Origin of the sequence: Nonlabens xylanidelens (assembly GCF_002934445.1) — a bacterium.
Taxonomy (GTDB): domain Bacteria; phylum Bacteroidota; class Bacteroidia; order Flavobacteriales; family Flavobacteriaceae; genus Nonlabens; species Nonlabens xylanidelens.
The window spans coordinates 113967-128865 of the sequence record NZ_PTJE01000003.1 but is presented as its reverse complement, the minus strand read 5'-3'; the positions used below and the strand labels follow the sequence as shown (position 1 = coordinate 128865).

Sequence of the window (14899 nt, the reverse complement as noted above, 5' to 3'; positions counted from 1 at the left end):
TATATCATTTACTTTTGCAAAGATTACCAATTTTTATGCCTTTCTGCCTTAATGGATACACAAATTTCATACATTCTTGCAATTGAATCATCATGTGATGATACCTCTTGTGCCGTTCTTAAAAATGATCGCGTATTATCTAATGTAGTCGCTGGTCAGGAGATACATACAAAATATGGTGGTGTCGTTCCAGAACTAGCTTCTAGAGCACATCAGTCTAATATTGTTCCTGTAGTAGATCAGGCATTAAAACAGGCTGGTATATCAAAAGAAAATTTAACTGCTATTGCTTTTACTAGAGGTCCAGGACTTATGGGGAGTCTTTTAGTAGGTTCTAGTTTTGCAAAATCATTATCTCTAGCATTAAATATACCACTTATAGATGTTCATCATATGCATGGTCATATACTAGCACATTTTATTAATGAAGATCAAAAAACTCCAGATTTTCCATTTTTAGGGGTTACCATAAGCGGTGGGCATACTCAAATCGTAAAAGTTACAGATTATCATGAAATGGAAGTCATAGGTACCACTCAAGATGATGCGATAGGAGAGGCTTTTGATAAAAGTGGTAAGGTGTTAGGGTTAGGTTATCCAGCAGGTCCTCAAATAGATAAATTAGCTCAAGAAGGAGATCCTAAGAAATTCCCATTTCCTGTACCTAAAGCGCCAGACCTTAATTATAGTTTTAGTGGTTTTAAAACTGCCGTATTGTATTTTATACAGAGAGAGGTAAAAAAAGATCCTGATTTTGTTGAGAAAAATCTAAAAGATATATGCGCTAGTATACAGTACACGCTTATTAAAATTCTTTTTCAAAAAGTAGAAAAAGCAGTAAAACAAACCGGAATTAAATCTGTTGCGATAGGTGGTGGTGTTAGTGCAAATTCAGGTATTAGAGCCCAGCTTTTATCATATAAAAATAAAGGATGGAATGTGTTTATACCTCCATTTCAATATACTACAGATAATGCTGCGATGATAGGTATATCAGGATATTTTAAATATTTAGAAGGAAACTTTGCAGGCATGGAAGTAACTGCTTCACCTAGAATAGAAATGTAATGCAATTATTTTATTTTGAAAATATTACCCTTGATACTACTGTTCTTCACTTAGATAAAGAACAAGCGCGTCACATGACTAAGGCTTTACGTAAAAAAGTAGGAGATACTGTCCATATAACAGATGGGGCAGGAAACCTCTTTAATGGAACCATAAGTCTGGTTACTAGTAGTAAATGCAATATAGATCTCGCTTTCGCGAAAGCGTACCCTCAACAATCTCCGAGACTACATGTAGCAATAGCCCCTACTAAGATGAATGACCGTATGGAGTGGTTTCTAGAAAAAGCTACAGAAATGGGAATAGCTTCCATTACACCATTATTGTGTGACCACAGCGAGAGAAAGAAAATAAATCTAGAAAGGTTTAAAAAGATAATTGTGAGTGCAATGCAGCAAAGCAATCAGTTTTACTTGCCTCAAATAAAAGAATTAACAGTCTTTAATCAGTTTTTAGAAAATCCAGTAATGGGTGTAAAATGCATCGCACACTGTGAAGAAACGGATAAAAAATTATTGACTCACATAATCAATCGTGAGCAAGACCTAACGATTATTATAGGTCCAGAAGGTGATTTATCAAGTAGAGAAATAGAGGCAGCAATCAACACAGGCTTTTCACCTGTGTCGTTAGGAACTAAAAGATTGCGTACAGAAACTGCAGGAGTTTATGCCGCTGCAGTTTTTAATAGTTTTATAGAACAGTAGCCATAGACGCAGCTACTACAGTCATATTTTCATCTTGTAATAAAAGAGCAACCTTAAATTTATTGTTCTCATTAATCATATTCGGTAATTCAAAAGTTTGGATACCTTTTTCTACGCTGGTCTTTAAAGGTACTTTCTTTAAAACTACATTAGGATTTACTAATGTCATATTAGTATTAGGACTTTTATTTATGTCTATTTCAAAAGAGTCCATTAATAACAGTGCATAAGCATCAGTAAAATCTTGATTACTTTCTAGGTTATAAGACACATCAATAGTTCTACCATTTCTAGAAGCGGTAGGACTCATTAATTTTTCTGTTGTACTTGTCTTTTTTAAGGAATTGTTGAGCATCCTTATGTTAGTACCATCAAATTCTGTAGTACCGTTTACTATCATTTGTGGAGTAAAAGAAGGTTGGTGCAACTTGTTCTCGTAGCTACGTTGATAGTCTGTATGTCTAGCGTCAGAGAAGGTGTCTTTCCACCCTAAACTGTTCCAGTAGTCTACATGATAGGAGAGAACTATGACATTTTCATAATCCTTTATTGCATTAGCTACCGCATCTGCATTGTTACAAGTATAGCAACTTTGAGACGTGAATAGTTCAATAACTACAGGGTTTTTTTGAGGTGAAAATTGAATGGGTTGCGAGCTGTTTTCAATATGTTGAAATGCGAGCATACAGAATGCTACCGATAAACTGAGTATAGGTAACAGTATTTTTTGAGAGGTTGTTATGTTCATAACGGGGGGATTATGATGTCTTCAAATATAAAAAATTAACGTTATCGTAACGATTTTATTTTATTTTTTTTACACAAAAATTAATAACATTTAATAACTATTGTCATATAAGTTTGTAATTTGCTTTCTTATGAAAATATTTACTGTATTCTTAATTCTATTAAGCTCCATTTTTGTTAACGCTCAACAAGTTGCTGTTTTAAAATATAATGGTGGTGGTGACTGGTATTCTAATCCCACTGCTATGCCTAATCTTGTTCAATACTGTAATGAGAATTTAAAAACACAACTAGATAAAGAGGTTGCCACGGTAGAAGTAAGCAGTATTGATATTTTTCAATACCCATTTATTCACATGACAGGACATGGAAATGTTGTCTTTAATGAAGCCGATATTCAAAACCTTAGAAACTATTTATTAAGTGGTGGTTTTTTACATATAGATGATAATTATGGTATGGAGCCTTATCTTAATAAAGAACTCGTTAAACTTTTTCCACAACAGGAATTGATAGAATTACCATCTACACATCCTATTTTTCATAGTTATGTAGATTTTCCAAAAGGTCTCCCTAAGATTCATGAACATGAAGGTCAGCGACCACAGGCCAAAGGTCTTTTTCATGAAGGTAGATTAGTCCTTCTTTTTACCTTTGAGAGTGATCTAGGTGATGGATGGGAAAGTCCAGAGGTACACAACGATCCACCGGCGGTGCGTAAAAAAGCACTAGACATGGGCGCAAATATTATTAAATACGTTTTTACCAACTAGAATATGAGCAAAGCAGTACATTCTAAATCCATTGCTTTTGGAATACTAAGAGCGCTAGGTATCATCTTTGGTATCCTTGTTTTACTTTGGTTCTTGTGGGAAATCCAGTCGGTACTTGCTTATATAGGTATAGCAGCAGTTTTTTCTCTTATAGGTCGACCTATTGTACTTTTATTGAGAGATAAATTAAAGTTTAATAACACCATTGCAGTGATTATAACATTACTCATATTATTTATGATCATCATAGGTGTTGTCATGATGGTTATACCTGTTATTACAGAGCAAAGTGAAAATTTAAGCCAGATAGACCTAGAAGAGTTACAGGTTAATATAGAAGTGCTTAATGAGCAAATAAGTAATTATTTTGGAATTAAAAGAGTAAATTTATTAGAGAGATTACAAAAAACCGATTATTACCAAGACTTTAATATGGACCTTATTCCTCAGTTCGTTAATGGTTTTTTTGGTACTTTAGGGAGCTTTGCAATAGGTCTATTTTCCATTCTTTTTATATCGTTTTTCTTACTTAAAGACAGTCGTTTACTATTAGAAGGTGTTTTAGTTTTTTCTAAAAAAGGTAATGAAGGTCAATTCTTAAGAGCTTTTACAAAGATTAAACAACTCCTGTCACGTTACTTTATAGGTTTAGTATTTCAGGTATTGATTCTATTTGTTCTTTATAGTGTTATCTTATTTATAGTAGGAGTAGAAAACGCTATTATCATCGCTTTTTTCTGTGCATTATTGAATTTAGTTCCATATTTAGGGCCTGCCATAGGTTATGTACTTATGTCTGCATTTGTAATAAGTGATAATTTAGGATCTAACTTTTCTGACGTTATTTTACCGCAATTAATCATCGTATTCGTAGGTTATGGTTTAGTCCAGACCATTGATAACTTTTTAAATCAACCTTTAATTTTTGGAAAAAGTGTAAAATCACATCCTTTAGAAATATTTATTGTTATTTTAATAGCAGGTATTGTATTCGGTATATTAGGTCTAGTACTTGCTGTGCCTACTTACACAGCGATAAAGGTGATCTCAAAAGAATTCTTGAGTGAATATAAAATCGTTAAGAAACTGACTCAAAATTTATAAATGAATCTTAAGGTAATTCTGCCAGAAGTAATGGCATATTTAAGATCGTGTTTGCATGAAAACGCTGCTGCTTTTATGCTCAAGAAACATCCTTTTAATGAGGTGACTAATCTTGAGTTGACCCAACAATTGATAGGTTTACAGAAAGCACGTAGTAAATTTCCATCATTTTTTGAGAACCACCAGATTATTTATCCTCCTAAGGTAAATCTTGAGCAAACCAGTTCACAAGCTACCGCGGTTTATAAATCTCAAATATTTAAGATCGATAGTATGATAGATCTTACTGGTGGTTTTGGTGTTGACGTTTCCGCTTTCGCGAAAGCGTGCCCAACAACAACAACACACATAGAATTATCTAGCCAGTTGCAAGAGTATGCACAGCACTCTTTTAAAGTACAAGGTCTTCAAACGGAATCATATTGTGCAGACGGAATGCAATTTTTAAAAGAAAATAATTCCCTGTATGATTTAATATACATAGACCCTAGTCGCAAAACAGCGAGCCATTCAAAGGCAGTGCTTTTAAAAGATTATGAGCCTAATGTGATAGAAAACCTTGAGCTTTTATTAGAAAAAGGTAAGCAAATCATGATTAAAACCTCACCCATGCTGGACATAACAGCTGGATTACAGCAGTTAAAATATGTAAGTAGCCTACATATAGTTGCGGTTAAGAATGAGGTAAAAGAATTGTTATGGATTCTCAACAAAGATCAGGTAGATACACCGGTAGTTAAATGTGTAAATCTTTTAACAGTCCAGCCTGTATTTGAATCTGTAATAAAGTATAAATTGATAGGGCGTTATTCTAGCCCTTTGAAATATTTATATGAACCTAATGCTGCGGTAATGAAATCGCAAGAATTTGACGCGATTTTAGAACAATATCCGTTAGCCAAATTAGACCATGATGCTCATCTATTTACTTCAGAGAGTTTAATAGAATTTCCTGGTCGTGTATTTGAAATCAAAAACGTAATTGATAACAAGCCCAAAAAGATTAAAAGGCTTTACGGTAAAAGTGCTAGAGGGGTGGTGACGCGCAATCACAAAGAATCGGTAGCACAATTGCGTAAAAAATATCAGTTTTCAGAACATGAAACAGACTACTTGTTTTTTACTAGTTCTGAAGAGTTGGGTAGTATTGTGATTGAGGCGATTAAGGTGTAGTTCTTTTTTGTGAGTATATGCATACCTATATTAACATTCTTTAAAACACGTAATTTTGTTTTAAAATAATGAAAGTTAACGTGTTATAAGAAAAAAATCATCAAATATCGTCCTTGCGTTTAATTCTATAGGTAATTATTATAATGGATAAGGCAATGATATTTACAGGAAAGCTTATAAACATAAAAATCATGGTGTCCCAAGTTCCTATTCCTCTCAATAACCAAATAGAAGGCATTAAAGTAAATACGAAAAATGTGGACCAAAATGGAGTCTTTTTCAAAATATCAATGATTAGCTTCATAAATTTTTAATTCTTTAAATATAGATAATTAGATTTTTAGTTAATAAATACTCGACTACTCAAAGACTCAAAGACTCAAAAGCTCAACACTCACATACTTTTCAATTACTTTTGCATTCTTAAAATATAATCATGATCACAGTAGATAATTTTGCCGTAGAATTTAGTGGTACCACCTTATTTAGCGATGTCTCATTTGTAATAAACCCTACAGATAAAATAGCTTTAATGGGTAAAAATGGTGCAGGAAAATCTACGATGATGAAGATAGTTGCAGGCGAGCAAAGTGCAACACGTGGTCATGTAAGAGCACCTAAAGATGTTGTAATTGCATACTTGCCACAACATTTACTTACTGAAGATGATTGTACCGTTTTTGAAGAAACGGCCAAAGCTTTTAAGCACGTTTTTGAGATGAAAGCCGAAATGGATCATCTTAATAACGAGCTTACTGTTAGAACTGACTATGAGAGTGATGAGTACATGAAAATCATAGAAAAGGTAACAGAATTAGGAGAGAAGTTTTATGCTCTAGAAGACGTTAACTATGATGCCGAAGTAGAAAAAGCTCTCAAAGGTTTAGGTTTTAAACAAGAAGATTTTACCAGACAGACTACAGAGTTTAGTGGTGGATGGCGCATGCGTATTGAGCTAGCTAAGATCTTACTTCAAAAACCAGATTTAATACTTCTAGATGAGCCTACTAACCACATCGATATAGAATCGGTGATATGGTTAGAAGACTTTTTAGTGAATAAAGCAGACGCTGTTATGGTGATTTCTCACGATAGAGCATTTATTGATAACATAACAAACCGTACTATAGAAGTAACTATGGGACGCATTTTTGATTATAAAGCTACCTACTCTCATTACTTAGTACTACGGGAAGAACGTAGAGCGCACCAAGTAAAAGCGTACCAAGAGCAGCAAAAATTTATAGCCGATAACATGGCTTTTATAGAACGTTTTAAAGGAACATATTCTAAGACTAATCAAGTTACCTCTAGAGAACGCATGCTAGAAAAACTTCAAATAATTGAGATAGACGAAGTGGATAATAGCGCCTTGAAACTTAGTTTTCCACCATCGCCTCGTTCTGGTGATTATCCGGTTACAGTAAACGATGTATCAAAATCCTATGGTGATCACGTAGTCTTTAAAGATGCAAATATGTCTATCGCTAGAGGTGAGAAGGTATCCTTCGTAGGTCGTAATGGAGAAGGTAAGTCTACTATGATTAAGGCTATTCTGAAAGAAATAGAAGTAGAAGGAACTTGTGAATTAGGTCATAATGTAAAAGTGGGATACTTTGCACAAAATCAGGCAGCGTTATTAGATCAAGATTTGACTATTTTTCAAACGGTAGACGACGTTGCACAAGGCGATGTAAGAACACAAATTAAAAACATATTAGGTCGTTTCATGTTTAGTGGTGACGATTTAGAGAAAAAAGTAAGTGTACTTTCTGGTGGAGAAAAAACCAGACTTGCTATGGTAAAGTTACTCTTGGAACCAGTTAATCTATTAATTCTCGATGAGCCTACAAATCACCTAGATCTTAAGTCTAAGGATGTTTTAAAAGAGGCACTTTCTACTTATGACGGTACGCTTATTCTCGTTTCTCACGATCGTGATTTCCTTCAAGGACTATCTGAGAAAGTATTTGAGTTTAAAGAACAACGCGTTATCGAGCACTTTGAAACCATAGATGCATTCTTAGAACGCAATAGAATTAAAAGTATAGCAGATATTAATTTGTAGAGATTTAAAATCAACCTATAAAAAAATGTCCTGAGATTTAATTTAAATCTCAGGACATTTTTATTTTTCTAATATTCCCACTGACGTAGTTTATTCAGCTCTTCTTGAGCTTCTATTTCTTCTACAGGAATTACTTTTAAGAAAGATTGATGTTGCTCAATAGCAAACTCTAACTGCTCCACGATCTTTTCTACAGAGTCATTTTCATAATCTATTTCTAGCGGTTCTTTAATAACCATAGATTGTAAAATATTACGCTTTTTAATGCGCAATCCTTTTTTATCAAAACTCCTACGGAAACCGTCGATAACCACAGGTACGACTATAGGCTTGTATTGCTTTATAATATGAGCAGTTCCTTTTCTAATAGGCTTAAAAGGCTTTGTAGTTCCTTGTGGGAAGGTGATTACCCATCCATCGTCTAGAGCAACACCTATATTTTTTGTGTCGTTAGGGTTTACGGCTCTATTAATTTCTTCTCCTTTTGCTCTCCAGGTTCTTTCTACCGTAATGGCGCCAGCATAAGAAAGTATTTTAGGCAGTAAGCCACTTTGCATAGTTTCCTTGGCAGCTACATAATATACATTTAGCTTAGGATTCCATAAGTAACCTATGTTTTTAATGCTGTCATCACGACCTTTTAATGCGGCATTAAATACGTGAAACATGCTTACCACATCAGCAAAGTAGGTTTGATGATTAGAAACAAATAGCACACCTGTTTCAGGTAGATTTCTTAAAATATCACTTCCCTCTATATCCATCTCATTAAAGCCACGATAGCGTCTGTGCGATAATGCACCAGCAATACGTATGAGCCATTTTTTGAGAAATAATATATGACCGAAAGGATTTTTTTTAAATAATCCCATGTAGTTTTTTTAATTTTAGGCGAATTACAAAGATAGTAATAGCTTTTTAAACTATCGCATTCTATTTAAAACCTGCAGTAATAAAAAGATCTTTGATTTCTTGTAGCATCATAGCCGTTGCTCCCCATACCATAACTTCGTTAAAGTAAAAACAAGGTACCGTTGCGTTTTCCATATAACTGGTAGACAGTGTGGTAGTAGAGTTGTTTTTAGGATCCATTAAACTCTCTAGAGGGATTTCTATCACAGATTTTACTTCACTTAATTGAGGTGTGAATGATAGTTCCGCTTTCGCGAAAGCGAGATAAGGAAAAACCATGTAGTTACTAGGTGGAATATAGATAGATGTTAAGGATCTTATTAAATGTTGCTGCGTTGTTAATATACCTATTTCCTCTTCTGTTTCTCGCAATGCCGTGACGCTATTATCTGCATCTGTAGGTTCTTTTCTACCGCCAGGAAAAGCGATCTGACCACTGTGTTTACCTGTAGATTGGGTGCGTTCTATCAGTACAAAATAAGGGATGTCTTTTTTAGGGTAAATCAACATCATGACAGAGGCTTCTTTATGTTCTTTTTTTTCTAACGCAATTTGCTGCATTTCTTCTAGACGTTCCACAGCAGCCATTTTAAGCTGAGATTGTGGCCCTGGAAGTGGTAATTTCTTTAGTTTTGAAATCTGATTTAAAAAATCCTCAAATGAAGTCACTAGTATTGATTTTAGCAGTTATACTATTAAGTATCTCTTGTAAAGATAGTCCACATGTGGTAGATATCAAAAATGAAAAAAAACAAGATACGGTTAAGAGATTAACTAGAGCAGAGCGTATTTTGGAAAAGACGTATAAGAAACAAATATCGGCAAATGGTGATACCTTACTTTCTTATATACCTCAAGATAGTGTTCAAGTATTCTTTACACGTTACGGAAAAGAAAATCCAGAAACTAAGGTGCGATTATTGACTACCTATGGAAATATAGAAATGGAGCTGTTTACAGAAACACCTATTTATAGAGCCAGTTTTATTTACCTAGTAAAAAATAAATATTTTAATGGCACTTTTGTGCATAGAGTGGTAGAAGGTTTTGTCATACAGGCTGGTAATAGTGATGAAACGCTGCCTTCTTTAAAAAGAGCTAGTGCAGGGAATTATAAACTAGAACCACACTTTTTACCTAACGTGCGTCATGAAAGAGGTTCTTTAAGTAGTGCAAAACAATGGGTTAATAATCCAGAAAACTGGCATGATCCATTTGATTTTTTTATCACTTTGAGTAAATCCCCACATTTAGATAATGAGCATACTATATTCGGTAGGGTAGTAAAAGGTATGGAGGTCGCAGACGCTATTTCTAAAGTTGAAAAAGATGACAGTGACTGGCCTAAAAATGATATTTTTATAGATATGGAAATTATAGATTAGGTTATTGTAATGTCTAGGTTTAGAAAAAAAAAACACCCCTTGAAATCAAAGATTTCAAGGGGTGTTTTTTTTAATCTTAGATAAATACTAGTATCTGTAAACTATGGCATTTATATTCATTCCTGCACCTACACTAGCAAACATAACTACATCGCCTTTTTCTACTTTGTGTTGTGGCATTTTATCATGAATAACTAGATCCATAACAGTAGGAACAGTTGCTACAGAGCTGTTTCCATATTTATGGATAATCATAGGCATGATATCCTTAGGAACCTCCATGTCATACAGCTTATAGAACCTATCAACAATAGCTTCGTCCATTTTTTCATTGGCCTGATGGATGAATATTTTTTTAAGATCTTTGATATCTACACCTGCTTGTTCCATAGCACTCTTCATGCCTTCTGGTACTTTGGATAAAGCAAAATTGTATATGCGACGACCATACATCTTTATGTACTTGGTCTTATCTTGCAATTCTTTATTATAAGAAGTTTCATTGAATATGAAAAACGCCTCTTCTTCTGTATAAGTTGCCGTAGCCTGTCCTATAATACCATGCTCATCATTACTAGCTTCTAAAACTGCTGCACCAGCACCGTCAGAATATATCATAGAATCTCTATCATGTGGATCTACAACTCTAGACAAAGCTTCTGCACCTATAACAAGTACTTTCTTAGCAAGTCCTGATTTTATAAAAGAATCTGCTTGAGTAACACCTAGAATCCATCCCGGACAACCGAATAATACATCGTATGCTATACAAGTAGGGTTTTTAATACCTAGTTTATTTTTTACTCGACTCGCAAGACTAGGTACCATATCACTAGAACCACCATCAGACTGTATGTCACCATAGTTGTGCGCTACAATTATAAAGTCTAATGTCTCTGGATCACAATTTGCATCTTCTATTGCTTTTATAGCAGCAAGTGTTGCTATATCGCTGGTAACAAGTTCATCACTCATGTACCTGCGCTCTTCAATTCCAGTTATCGCAACAAATTTTTTAATAATAGTAGAGTTATCGCTACCGAAAGAACTACCATCATTATTTAAGAATTCATGATTCATGAACTCTTCATTTTTTCTAACTACATCGGGAATATGACTTCCTACACCAGTGATTTTTGCTCTCATTAACCTGCTTTTCAAACTTAGGGATAACAAAAAAAGTGATTTATGATGTTCATTCCTAATTATTAACAACGGAATATGTGGTATTTTTCACTTTGTTGAGAATCAATCAAAGAATAGGTGTTTTTCTTGCATTATATATAATGCAACGAATAGTAAACTAGCTTATTTTGCTGATTTTTCTTTTATTCTATAGATCAACTAGAGTCTATTGAATGATGAATTATTAGAGTTAAGAATGGTTTATATATCTAGAAAAGTAATAGTTTTTTAATCTAAAAAATATGAGTCTTTTTTTAGATGCTAACATTATATTTGCAAAATAATTCAAGAAACCTGAAAAATTTTATAATCATATTGATGCTTATTTCATTTGCATTGCGACCTATGTACTACGTGGGTCAGTTTGTGTATTATGGAACTAACATGGATTATATTATAGAGAATTACTGTGTTAACAAAGAACGACCACAATTAAAATGTGATGGTAAATGTTTTCTTGCTAAAAAACTTATCGCAGCTAACGACTCTGAAACAGATGATTCAAAAAGTGTAGAAGCACATGCTTTTTTTCCTGTGTTTTTAGAAACTCCACAAACGTTACAAATAGATAGTGATGTCATTTATAAAGATCACTCTATTAATTTCTCTTATCAATTATTATACAGTTATAACTGGTACGAGGCTCCTCTAAAGCCACCCATTTCATAAGTTTATTTTCCGTTTTTATTACAAAGACCTTTGACGTGAGTCTTCGATCGCGTCTACAATAAACTTAAAAAATGAATTTTTCAAAAACTATAGGAGCACTAGCTCTAAGTATCGCTATTATATCATGTTCATCTGACGATGACGCAATGGAAAACCTATCTAACCAGACAGGAGAACTTACTGTTAAGTTTGATAATGCTGTTGGTAATCAAGATTTTATATTTGATTCTTCTTTTTCTAAATCTAATGGAGAATCTTTTAAATTAGAAACACTTAAATACATCGTTAGTAACATCAAGTTAACAGACGAGAATGGAGTGGAATTTGAATACCCAACTAGTGATAATATTTTTATTATTGATGAGGCAAATGCAAATAATGCAGGTGAAATATATGTAGAATTAGATAATGTACCTGCTGCTAACTATACAAAGATCTCATTTGGAATCGGTGTAGATCAGACTAGATTTGCTCAAGGTGCAGCAGGTCAGGGAGATTTCTTGACTACCGCACAAGATGCAGGTATGTTCTGGTCATGGGCTTCTGGTTATAAATTTATGCGTTTAGATGGAACTTATTCTGACGCTACCGTAACAGATCAACCTGTTAACATACACATGGGTAGTGTAGGAACGTCTCTAGATAACTATAGAGAAATTACTTTAGACTTACCTAATACTTCAAGAGTAAGAGAGGATTCTCATGCAGAGATTCACCTAGTAACAGATATCCTTCAAATTCTAGATGGCGCATCTTCATTGAATTTTTCAGATGGGTATGACCAGGTACATACTAATGAAATAGAAACTCCTATCATAGCAAATAACTTTATGGGTAGTTTCAGTGTAGATCACATACATAACTAATAATCTTTATAGTAATACCGCTAGAAGGGTTTATATAAATCCTTCTAGTTGTTACTATGATTTTATCTGATATGAAAAAGTATATATTATTTGCATTAGGAATCCTCATGATTTCTTGTACAGAAAACGATATAGAAAAAGGCTATGAGCCTATACTTGTAAACTTTGAAAAGCCTAGTAATTTTCCTGATCTTGTTTATAATCTAGATGCAAATCCTTTAACTGAAGACGGTATAGCCTTAGGTAAAGCTCTTTTTTACGAAGGGGATTTATCTTCTAATGGAGCAATAGCTTGTGCTTTTTGTCACGAGCAGGCATCAGCTTTTACGCATCATGGACATACTTTAAGTCATGGAGTAAATGGAAACATAGGATTTAGAAACGCACAACCTATTCAGAATTTAGGTTTTCAAGAAGCATTTACATGGGATGGAGCTGCATCGCACCTCGATTTACAGCCTATTATTCCTATTACTAGTGAGCTAGAAATGAACGAGACTTTATCTAACGTTATAGGTAAATTACAGGCAGACGAAGGTTATAGAAACATGTTTAGTAAGGCATTTGAAGATGGAGAGATTACTTCTAGCCATCTATTACAAGCCTTGTCTCAATTTATGGTGACTATGGTTTCTTCAAATTCAAAGTATGATAAAGTAGAACGTAATGAAGGAGCGGTCTACACTACTATAGAAGCTGATGGTCTTGCATCTTTTAACCAAAAATGTACAAGCTGCCATGCTGGCTCATTGCAAACTGACCAGAGCTACCGCAATAACGGTCTAGCAGTCAACCCTAGGTTAAATGATTTAGGAAGGTATAATTTATTAGAAATACCAGAAGACCTATATAAATTCAAAGTGCCTAGTTTAAGAAATGTAGCTGTTACTTTTCCTTATATGCATGATGGACGTCTGTCAGACTTAGAATCTGTTCTGGATCACTATGCCTCAGGTATGGTAGATACTGGCACCATAGATCCATCACTAGTAAAAGCAGACGGTAGTCTAGGTATCGATTTAACAGCTTATGAAAAAGAGAGCATCATTGCTTTTTTAGAAACATTAACTGATCAAGAATTTTTAAATGACGACCGCTTTGCAGAATTTTAATAAAACTTTTATCACCCTATCCATAGGACTATTATTCAGTATCTCTAGTTATGCGGCTTGCCCACCGCATCTAGAAAAAATATTTTGTGACCTTTGCGGCTGTACTACCTCTAGTGGTAGTTCTGGTTTTGGGACACTTAATAATGTAAGTTTTATAGGACTGCGTTATATCCACCAGTCCTATGAATCACGAGATGGTATTTTTGTAAATTCACCTACCAGTAAGGAGAATTTTAATACCTATCAAATATGGAGTAAAGTGCCGCTATCTAAAAAGTTCTCCATCAATGCAATGGTACCTTTTCAAGATTTATCAAGAAAACGTAATACCGGTTCAGAGCATATAAGTGGACTAGGAGATGTAACCGTTATAGGCTGGTACCAACATGTTTTTTATGAAAAACCAGAAGGTTATAAAGTGATTTTTGAAAACAAAGTCCCTACCGGACACCAACTTAACTTTGGTTTAGGTGTAAAATTACCAACAGGAGAATTTGAAGAAGAACTCACAGATCGTATCAATCCAGGTTTTCAAGTAGGTACTGGTAGTGTAGATGTTCTAGCATCAGTTTCTCACACCTATTCTAAAAATAAGTTAGGTATCAATACACTAGCTACCTATTATTTTAAAACAGAGAATAAAAACGAATACCGATTTGGTAACCAATTCAGTGTTTCTTCAAATGCGTATTATAACATACCGTTTACTAAATCTGCTTTGAGTCCATTTCTAGGCCTATCAGCAGATGTTTATGACTCTATCGAGCAATTTAATGAGCAACTCGTGGATACAGATGGTTATATTTTTAACGGCAGTATCGGTACCGAATATAAATTTGATCAATTTGTTTTAGGAGCTAGTTACACATTGCCTATAGTTCAAGACCTTTTTGGCGGCGATGTAGAATCCCAAAATAAATTTTTATTGTATGCTAATTTTGTGTTGAACTAATTATAGAACACATAAAAACTTAATCATAGATCTAAGGATCTGTTCTATGATTAAGTTTTTATTTTTAATCTCGCTTTCGCGAAAGCGGAGTACACATAAGGTATCTAGAACAATTATAGGTTGTTATAAATCTTAATGAAGCGAAATCTATAAATATGAATAAGCTTTTAAAATATAT

Annotated in this window: 15 protein-coding genes and 1 pseudogene; 11 read left to right on the top strand and 5 right to left on the bottom strand. The window is 34.0% G+C overall.

What is annotated here, in order from left to right:
• Positions 1 to 51: 51 nt before the first annotated feature.
• Complete coding sequence (gene tsaD / locus LY01_RS07945) at positions 52 to 1068, top strand: tRNA (adenosine(37)-N6)-threonylcarbamoyltransferase complex transferase subunit TsaD (protein ID WP_104515314.1); 1017 nt, start codon at positions 52 to 54, stop codon at positions 1066 to 1068.
• Positions 1068 to 1775 (top strand): 16S rRNA (uracil(1498)-N(3))-methyltransferase, encoded by a 708-nt coding sequence (locus tag LY01_RS07940; protein ID WP_104515313.1) that lies wholly within the window; start codon positions 1068 to 1070, stop codon positions 1773 to 1775. Before tsaD ends, LY01_RS07940 begins: the two co-directional genes overlap by 1 nt.
• Here LY01_RS07940 and LY01_RS07935 read toward each other — a convergent pair.
• A complete protein-coding gene (locus LY01_RS07935; protein WP_104515312.1) occupies positions 1762 to 2523 on the bottom strand; it encodes a DUF1223 domain-containing protein in 762 nt (253 codons plus the stop codon). The genes LY01_RS07940 and LY01_RS07935 overlap by 14 nt on opposite strands.
• Before the next feature lie 130 nt (positions 2524 to 2653).
• On the opposite strand from LY01_RS07935, the gene LY01_RS07930 reads away from it, so the two are divergent.
• The 3 genes from LY01_RS07930 to LY01_RS07920 are packed head-to-tail and all read left to right on the top strand — an operon-like array spanning position 2654 to position 5572.
• Positions 2654 to 3295, top strand: a complete 642-nt coding sequence (locus LY01_RS07930; protein WP_104515311.1) for a DUF4159 domain-containing protein — start codon at positions 2654 to 2656, stop codon at positions 3293 to 3295.
• Positions 3296 to 3298: 3 nt separating this feature from the next.
• Positions 3299 to 4399, top strand: coding sequence for an AI-2E family transporter (locus tag LY01_RS07925; RefSeq protein ID WP_104515310.1), 1101 nt, complete (start codon positions 3299 to 3301; stop codon positions 4397 to 4399).
• Entirely contained in the window at positions 4400 to 5572 is a 1173-nt protein-coding gene (locus tag LY01_RS07920) for a THUMP-like domain-containing protein (protein ID WP_104515309.1), read from the top strand.
• Positions 5573 to 5672: 100 nt separating this feature from the next.
• On the opposite strand, the gene LY01_RS15020 is transcribed toward LY01_RS07920, so the two are convergent.
• Complete coding sequence (locus LY01_RS15020; protein ID WP_146080396.1) at positions 5673 to 5876, bottom strand: hypothetical protein; 204 nt, start codon at positions 5874 to 5876, stop codon at positions 5673 to 5675.
• 132 nt (positions 5877 to 6008) lie between these two features.
• On the opposite strand from LY01_RS15020, the pseudogene LY01_RS07915 reads away from it, so the two are divergent.
• A pseudogene (locus tag LY01_RS07915) lies at positions 6009 to 7367 on the top strand (ABC-F family ATP-binding cassette domain-containing protein); the annotation flags it as partial.
• A 341-nt stretch (positions 7368 to 7708) separates the two neighbouring features.
• On the opposite strand, the gene LY01_RS07910 reads toward LY01_RS07915, so the two are convergent.
• Positions 7709 to 8512, bottom strand: coding sequence for a lysophospholipid acyltransferase family protein (locus LY01_RS07910; protein WP_104515307.1), 804 nt, complete (start codon positions 8510 to 8512; stop codon positions 7709 to 7711).
• A gap of 61 nt (positions 8513 to 8573) precedes the next feature.
• The gene (locus tag LY01_RS07905) at positions 8574 to 9221 is read right to left on the bottom strand and encodes an NUDIX hydrolase (protein WP_245890654.1); all 648 of its coding nucleotides are present in this window, start codon (positions 9219 to 9221) and stop codon (positions 8574 to 8576) included.
• On the opposite strand from LY01_RS07905, the gene LY01_RS07900 reads away from it, so the two are divergent.
• The gene (locus LY01_RS07900; RefSeq protein WP_104515305.1) at positions 9212 to 9937 is read left to right on the top strand and encodes a peptidylprolyl isomerase; all 726 of its coding nucleotides are present in this window, start codon (positions 9212 to 9214) and stop codon (positions 9935 to 9937) included. The genes LY01_RS07905 and LY01_RS07900 overlap by 10 nt on opposite strands.
• Positions 9938 to 10024: 87 nt before the next feature.
• On the opposite strand, the gene LY01_RS07895 is transcribed toward LY01_RS07900, so the two are convergent.
• Entirely contained in the window at positions 10025 to 11083 is a 1059-nt protein-coding gene (locus tag LY01_RS07895) for a 3-oxoacyl-ACP synthase III family protein (RefSeq protein ID WP_104515304.1), read from the bottom strand.
• Positions 11084 to 11440: 357 nt separating this feature from the next.
• Here LY01_RS07895 and LY01_RS07890 point away from each other — a divergent pair, with 357 nt between their 5' ends.
• The 4 genes from LY01_RS07890 to LY01_RS07875 all read left to right on the top strand — a co-directional run bounded on the left by LY01_RS07890 (position 11441) and on the right by LY01_RS07875 (position 14721).
• Entirely contained in the window at positions 11441 to 11791 is a 351-nt protein-coding gene (locus tag LY01_RS07890) for a hypothetical protein (RefSeq protein ID WP_146080395.1), read from the top strand.
• A gap of 71 nt (positions 11792 to 11862) precedes the next feature.
• Positions 11863 to 12657, top strand: coding sequence for an MbnP family protein (locus tag LY01_RS07885; protein ID WP_104515302.1), 795 nt, complete (start codon positions 11863 to 11865; stop codon positions 12655 to 12657).
• A gap of 71 nt (positions 12658 to 12728) precedes the next feature.
• A complete protein-coding gene (locus LY01_RS07880) occupies positions 12729 to 13769 on the top strand; it encodes a cytochrome-c peroxidase (RefSeq protein WP_104515301.1) in 1041 nt (346 codons plus the stop codon).
• Positions 13744 to 14721 (top strand): transporter family protein, encoded by a 978-nt coding sequence (locus LY01_RS07875; RefSeq protein ID WP_146080394.1) that lies wholly within the window; start codon positions 13744 to 13746, stop codon positions 14719 to 14721. Before LY01_RS07880 ends, LY01_RS07875 begins: the two co-directional genes overlap by 26 nt.
• Positions 14722 to 14899 lie beyond the last annotated feature (178 nt).

Coding starts and splice junctions, on each gene's coding strand:
- LY01_RS07880 (WP_104515301.1), top strand. CDS start 12,729: ATGAAAAAGTATATATTATTTGCATTAGGAATCCTCATGATTTCTTGT.
- LY01_RS07910 (WP_104515307.1), bottom strand. CDS start 8,512: ATGGGATTATTTAAAAAAAATCCTTTCGGTCATATATTATTTCTCAAA.
- LY01_RS07900 (WP_104515305.1), top strand. CDS start 9,212: ATGAAGTCACTAGTATTGATTTTAGCAGTTATACTATTAAGTATCTCT.
- LY01_RS07875 (WP_146080394.1), top strand. CDS start 13,744: ATGACGACCGCTTTGCAGAATTTTAATAAAACTTTTATCACCCTATCC.
- LY01_RS07935 (WP_104515312.1), bottom strand. CDS start 2,523: ATGAACATAACAACCTCTCAAAAAATACTGTTACCTATACTCAGTTTA.
- LY01_RS07940 (WP_104515313.1), top strand. CDS start 1,068: ATGCAATTATTTTATTTTGAAAATATTACCCTTGATACTACTGTTCTT.
- LY01_RS15020 (WP_146080396.1), bottom strand. CDS start 5,876: ATGAAGCTAATCATTGATATTTTGAAAAAGACTCCATTTTGGTCCACA.
- LY01_RS07930 (WP_104515311.1), top strand. CDS start 2,654: ATGAAAATATTTACTGTATTCTTAATTCTATTAAGCTCCATTTTTGTT.
- LY01_RS07890 (WP_146080395.1), top strand. CDS start 11,441: ATGCTTATTTCATTTGCATTGCGACCTATGTACTACGTGGGTCAGTTT.
- LY01_RS07925 (WP_104515310.1), top strand. CDS start 3,299: ATGAGCAAAGCAGTACATTCTAAATCCATTGCTTTTGGAATACTAAGA.
- LY01_RS07885 (WP_104515302.1), top strand. CDS start 11,863: ATGAATTTTTCAAAAACTATAGGAGCACTAGCTCTAAGTATCGCTATT.
- LY01_RS07895 (WP_104515304.1), bottom strand. CDS start 11,083: ATGAGAGCAAAAATCACTGGTGTAGGAAGTCATATTCCCGATGTAGTT.
- LY01_RS07920 (WP_104515309.1), top strand. CDS start 4,400: ATGAATCTTAAGGTAATTCTGCCAGAAGTAATGGCATATTTAAGATCG.
- tsaD (WP_104515314.1), top strand. CDS start 52: ATGGATACACAAATTTCATACATTCTTGCAATTGAATCATCATGTGAT.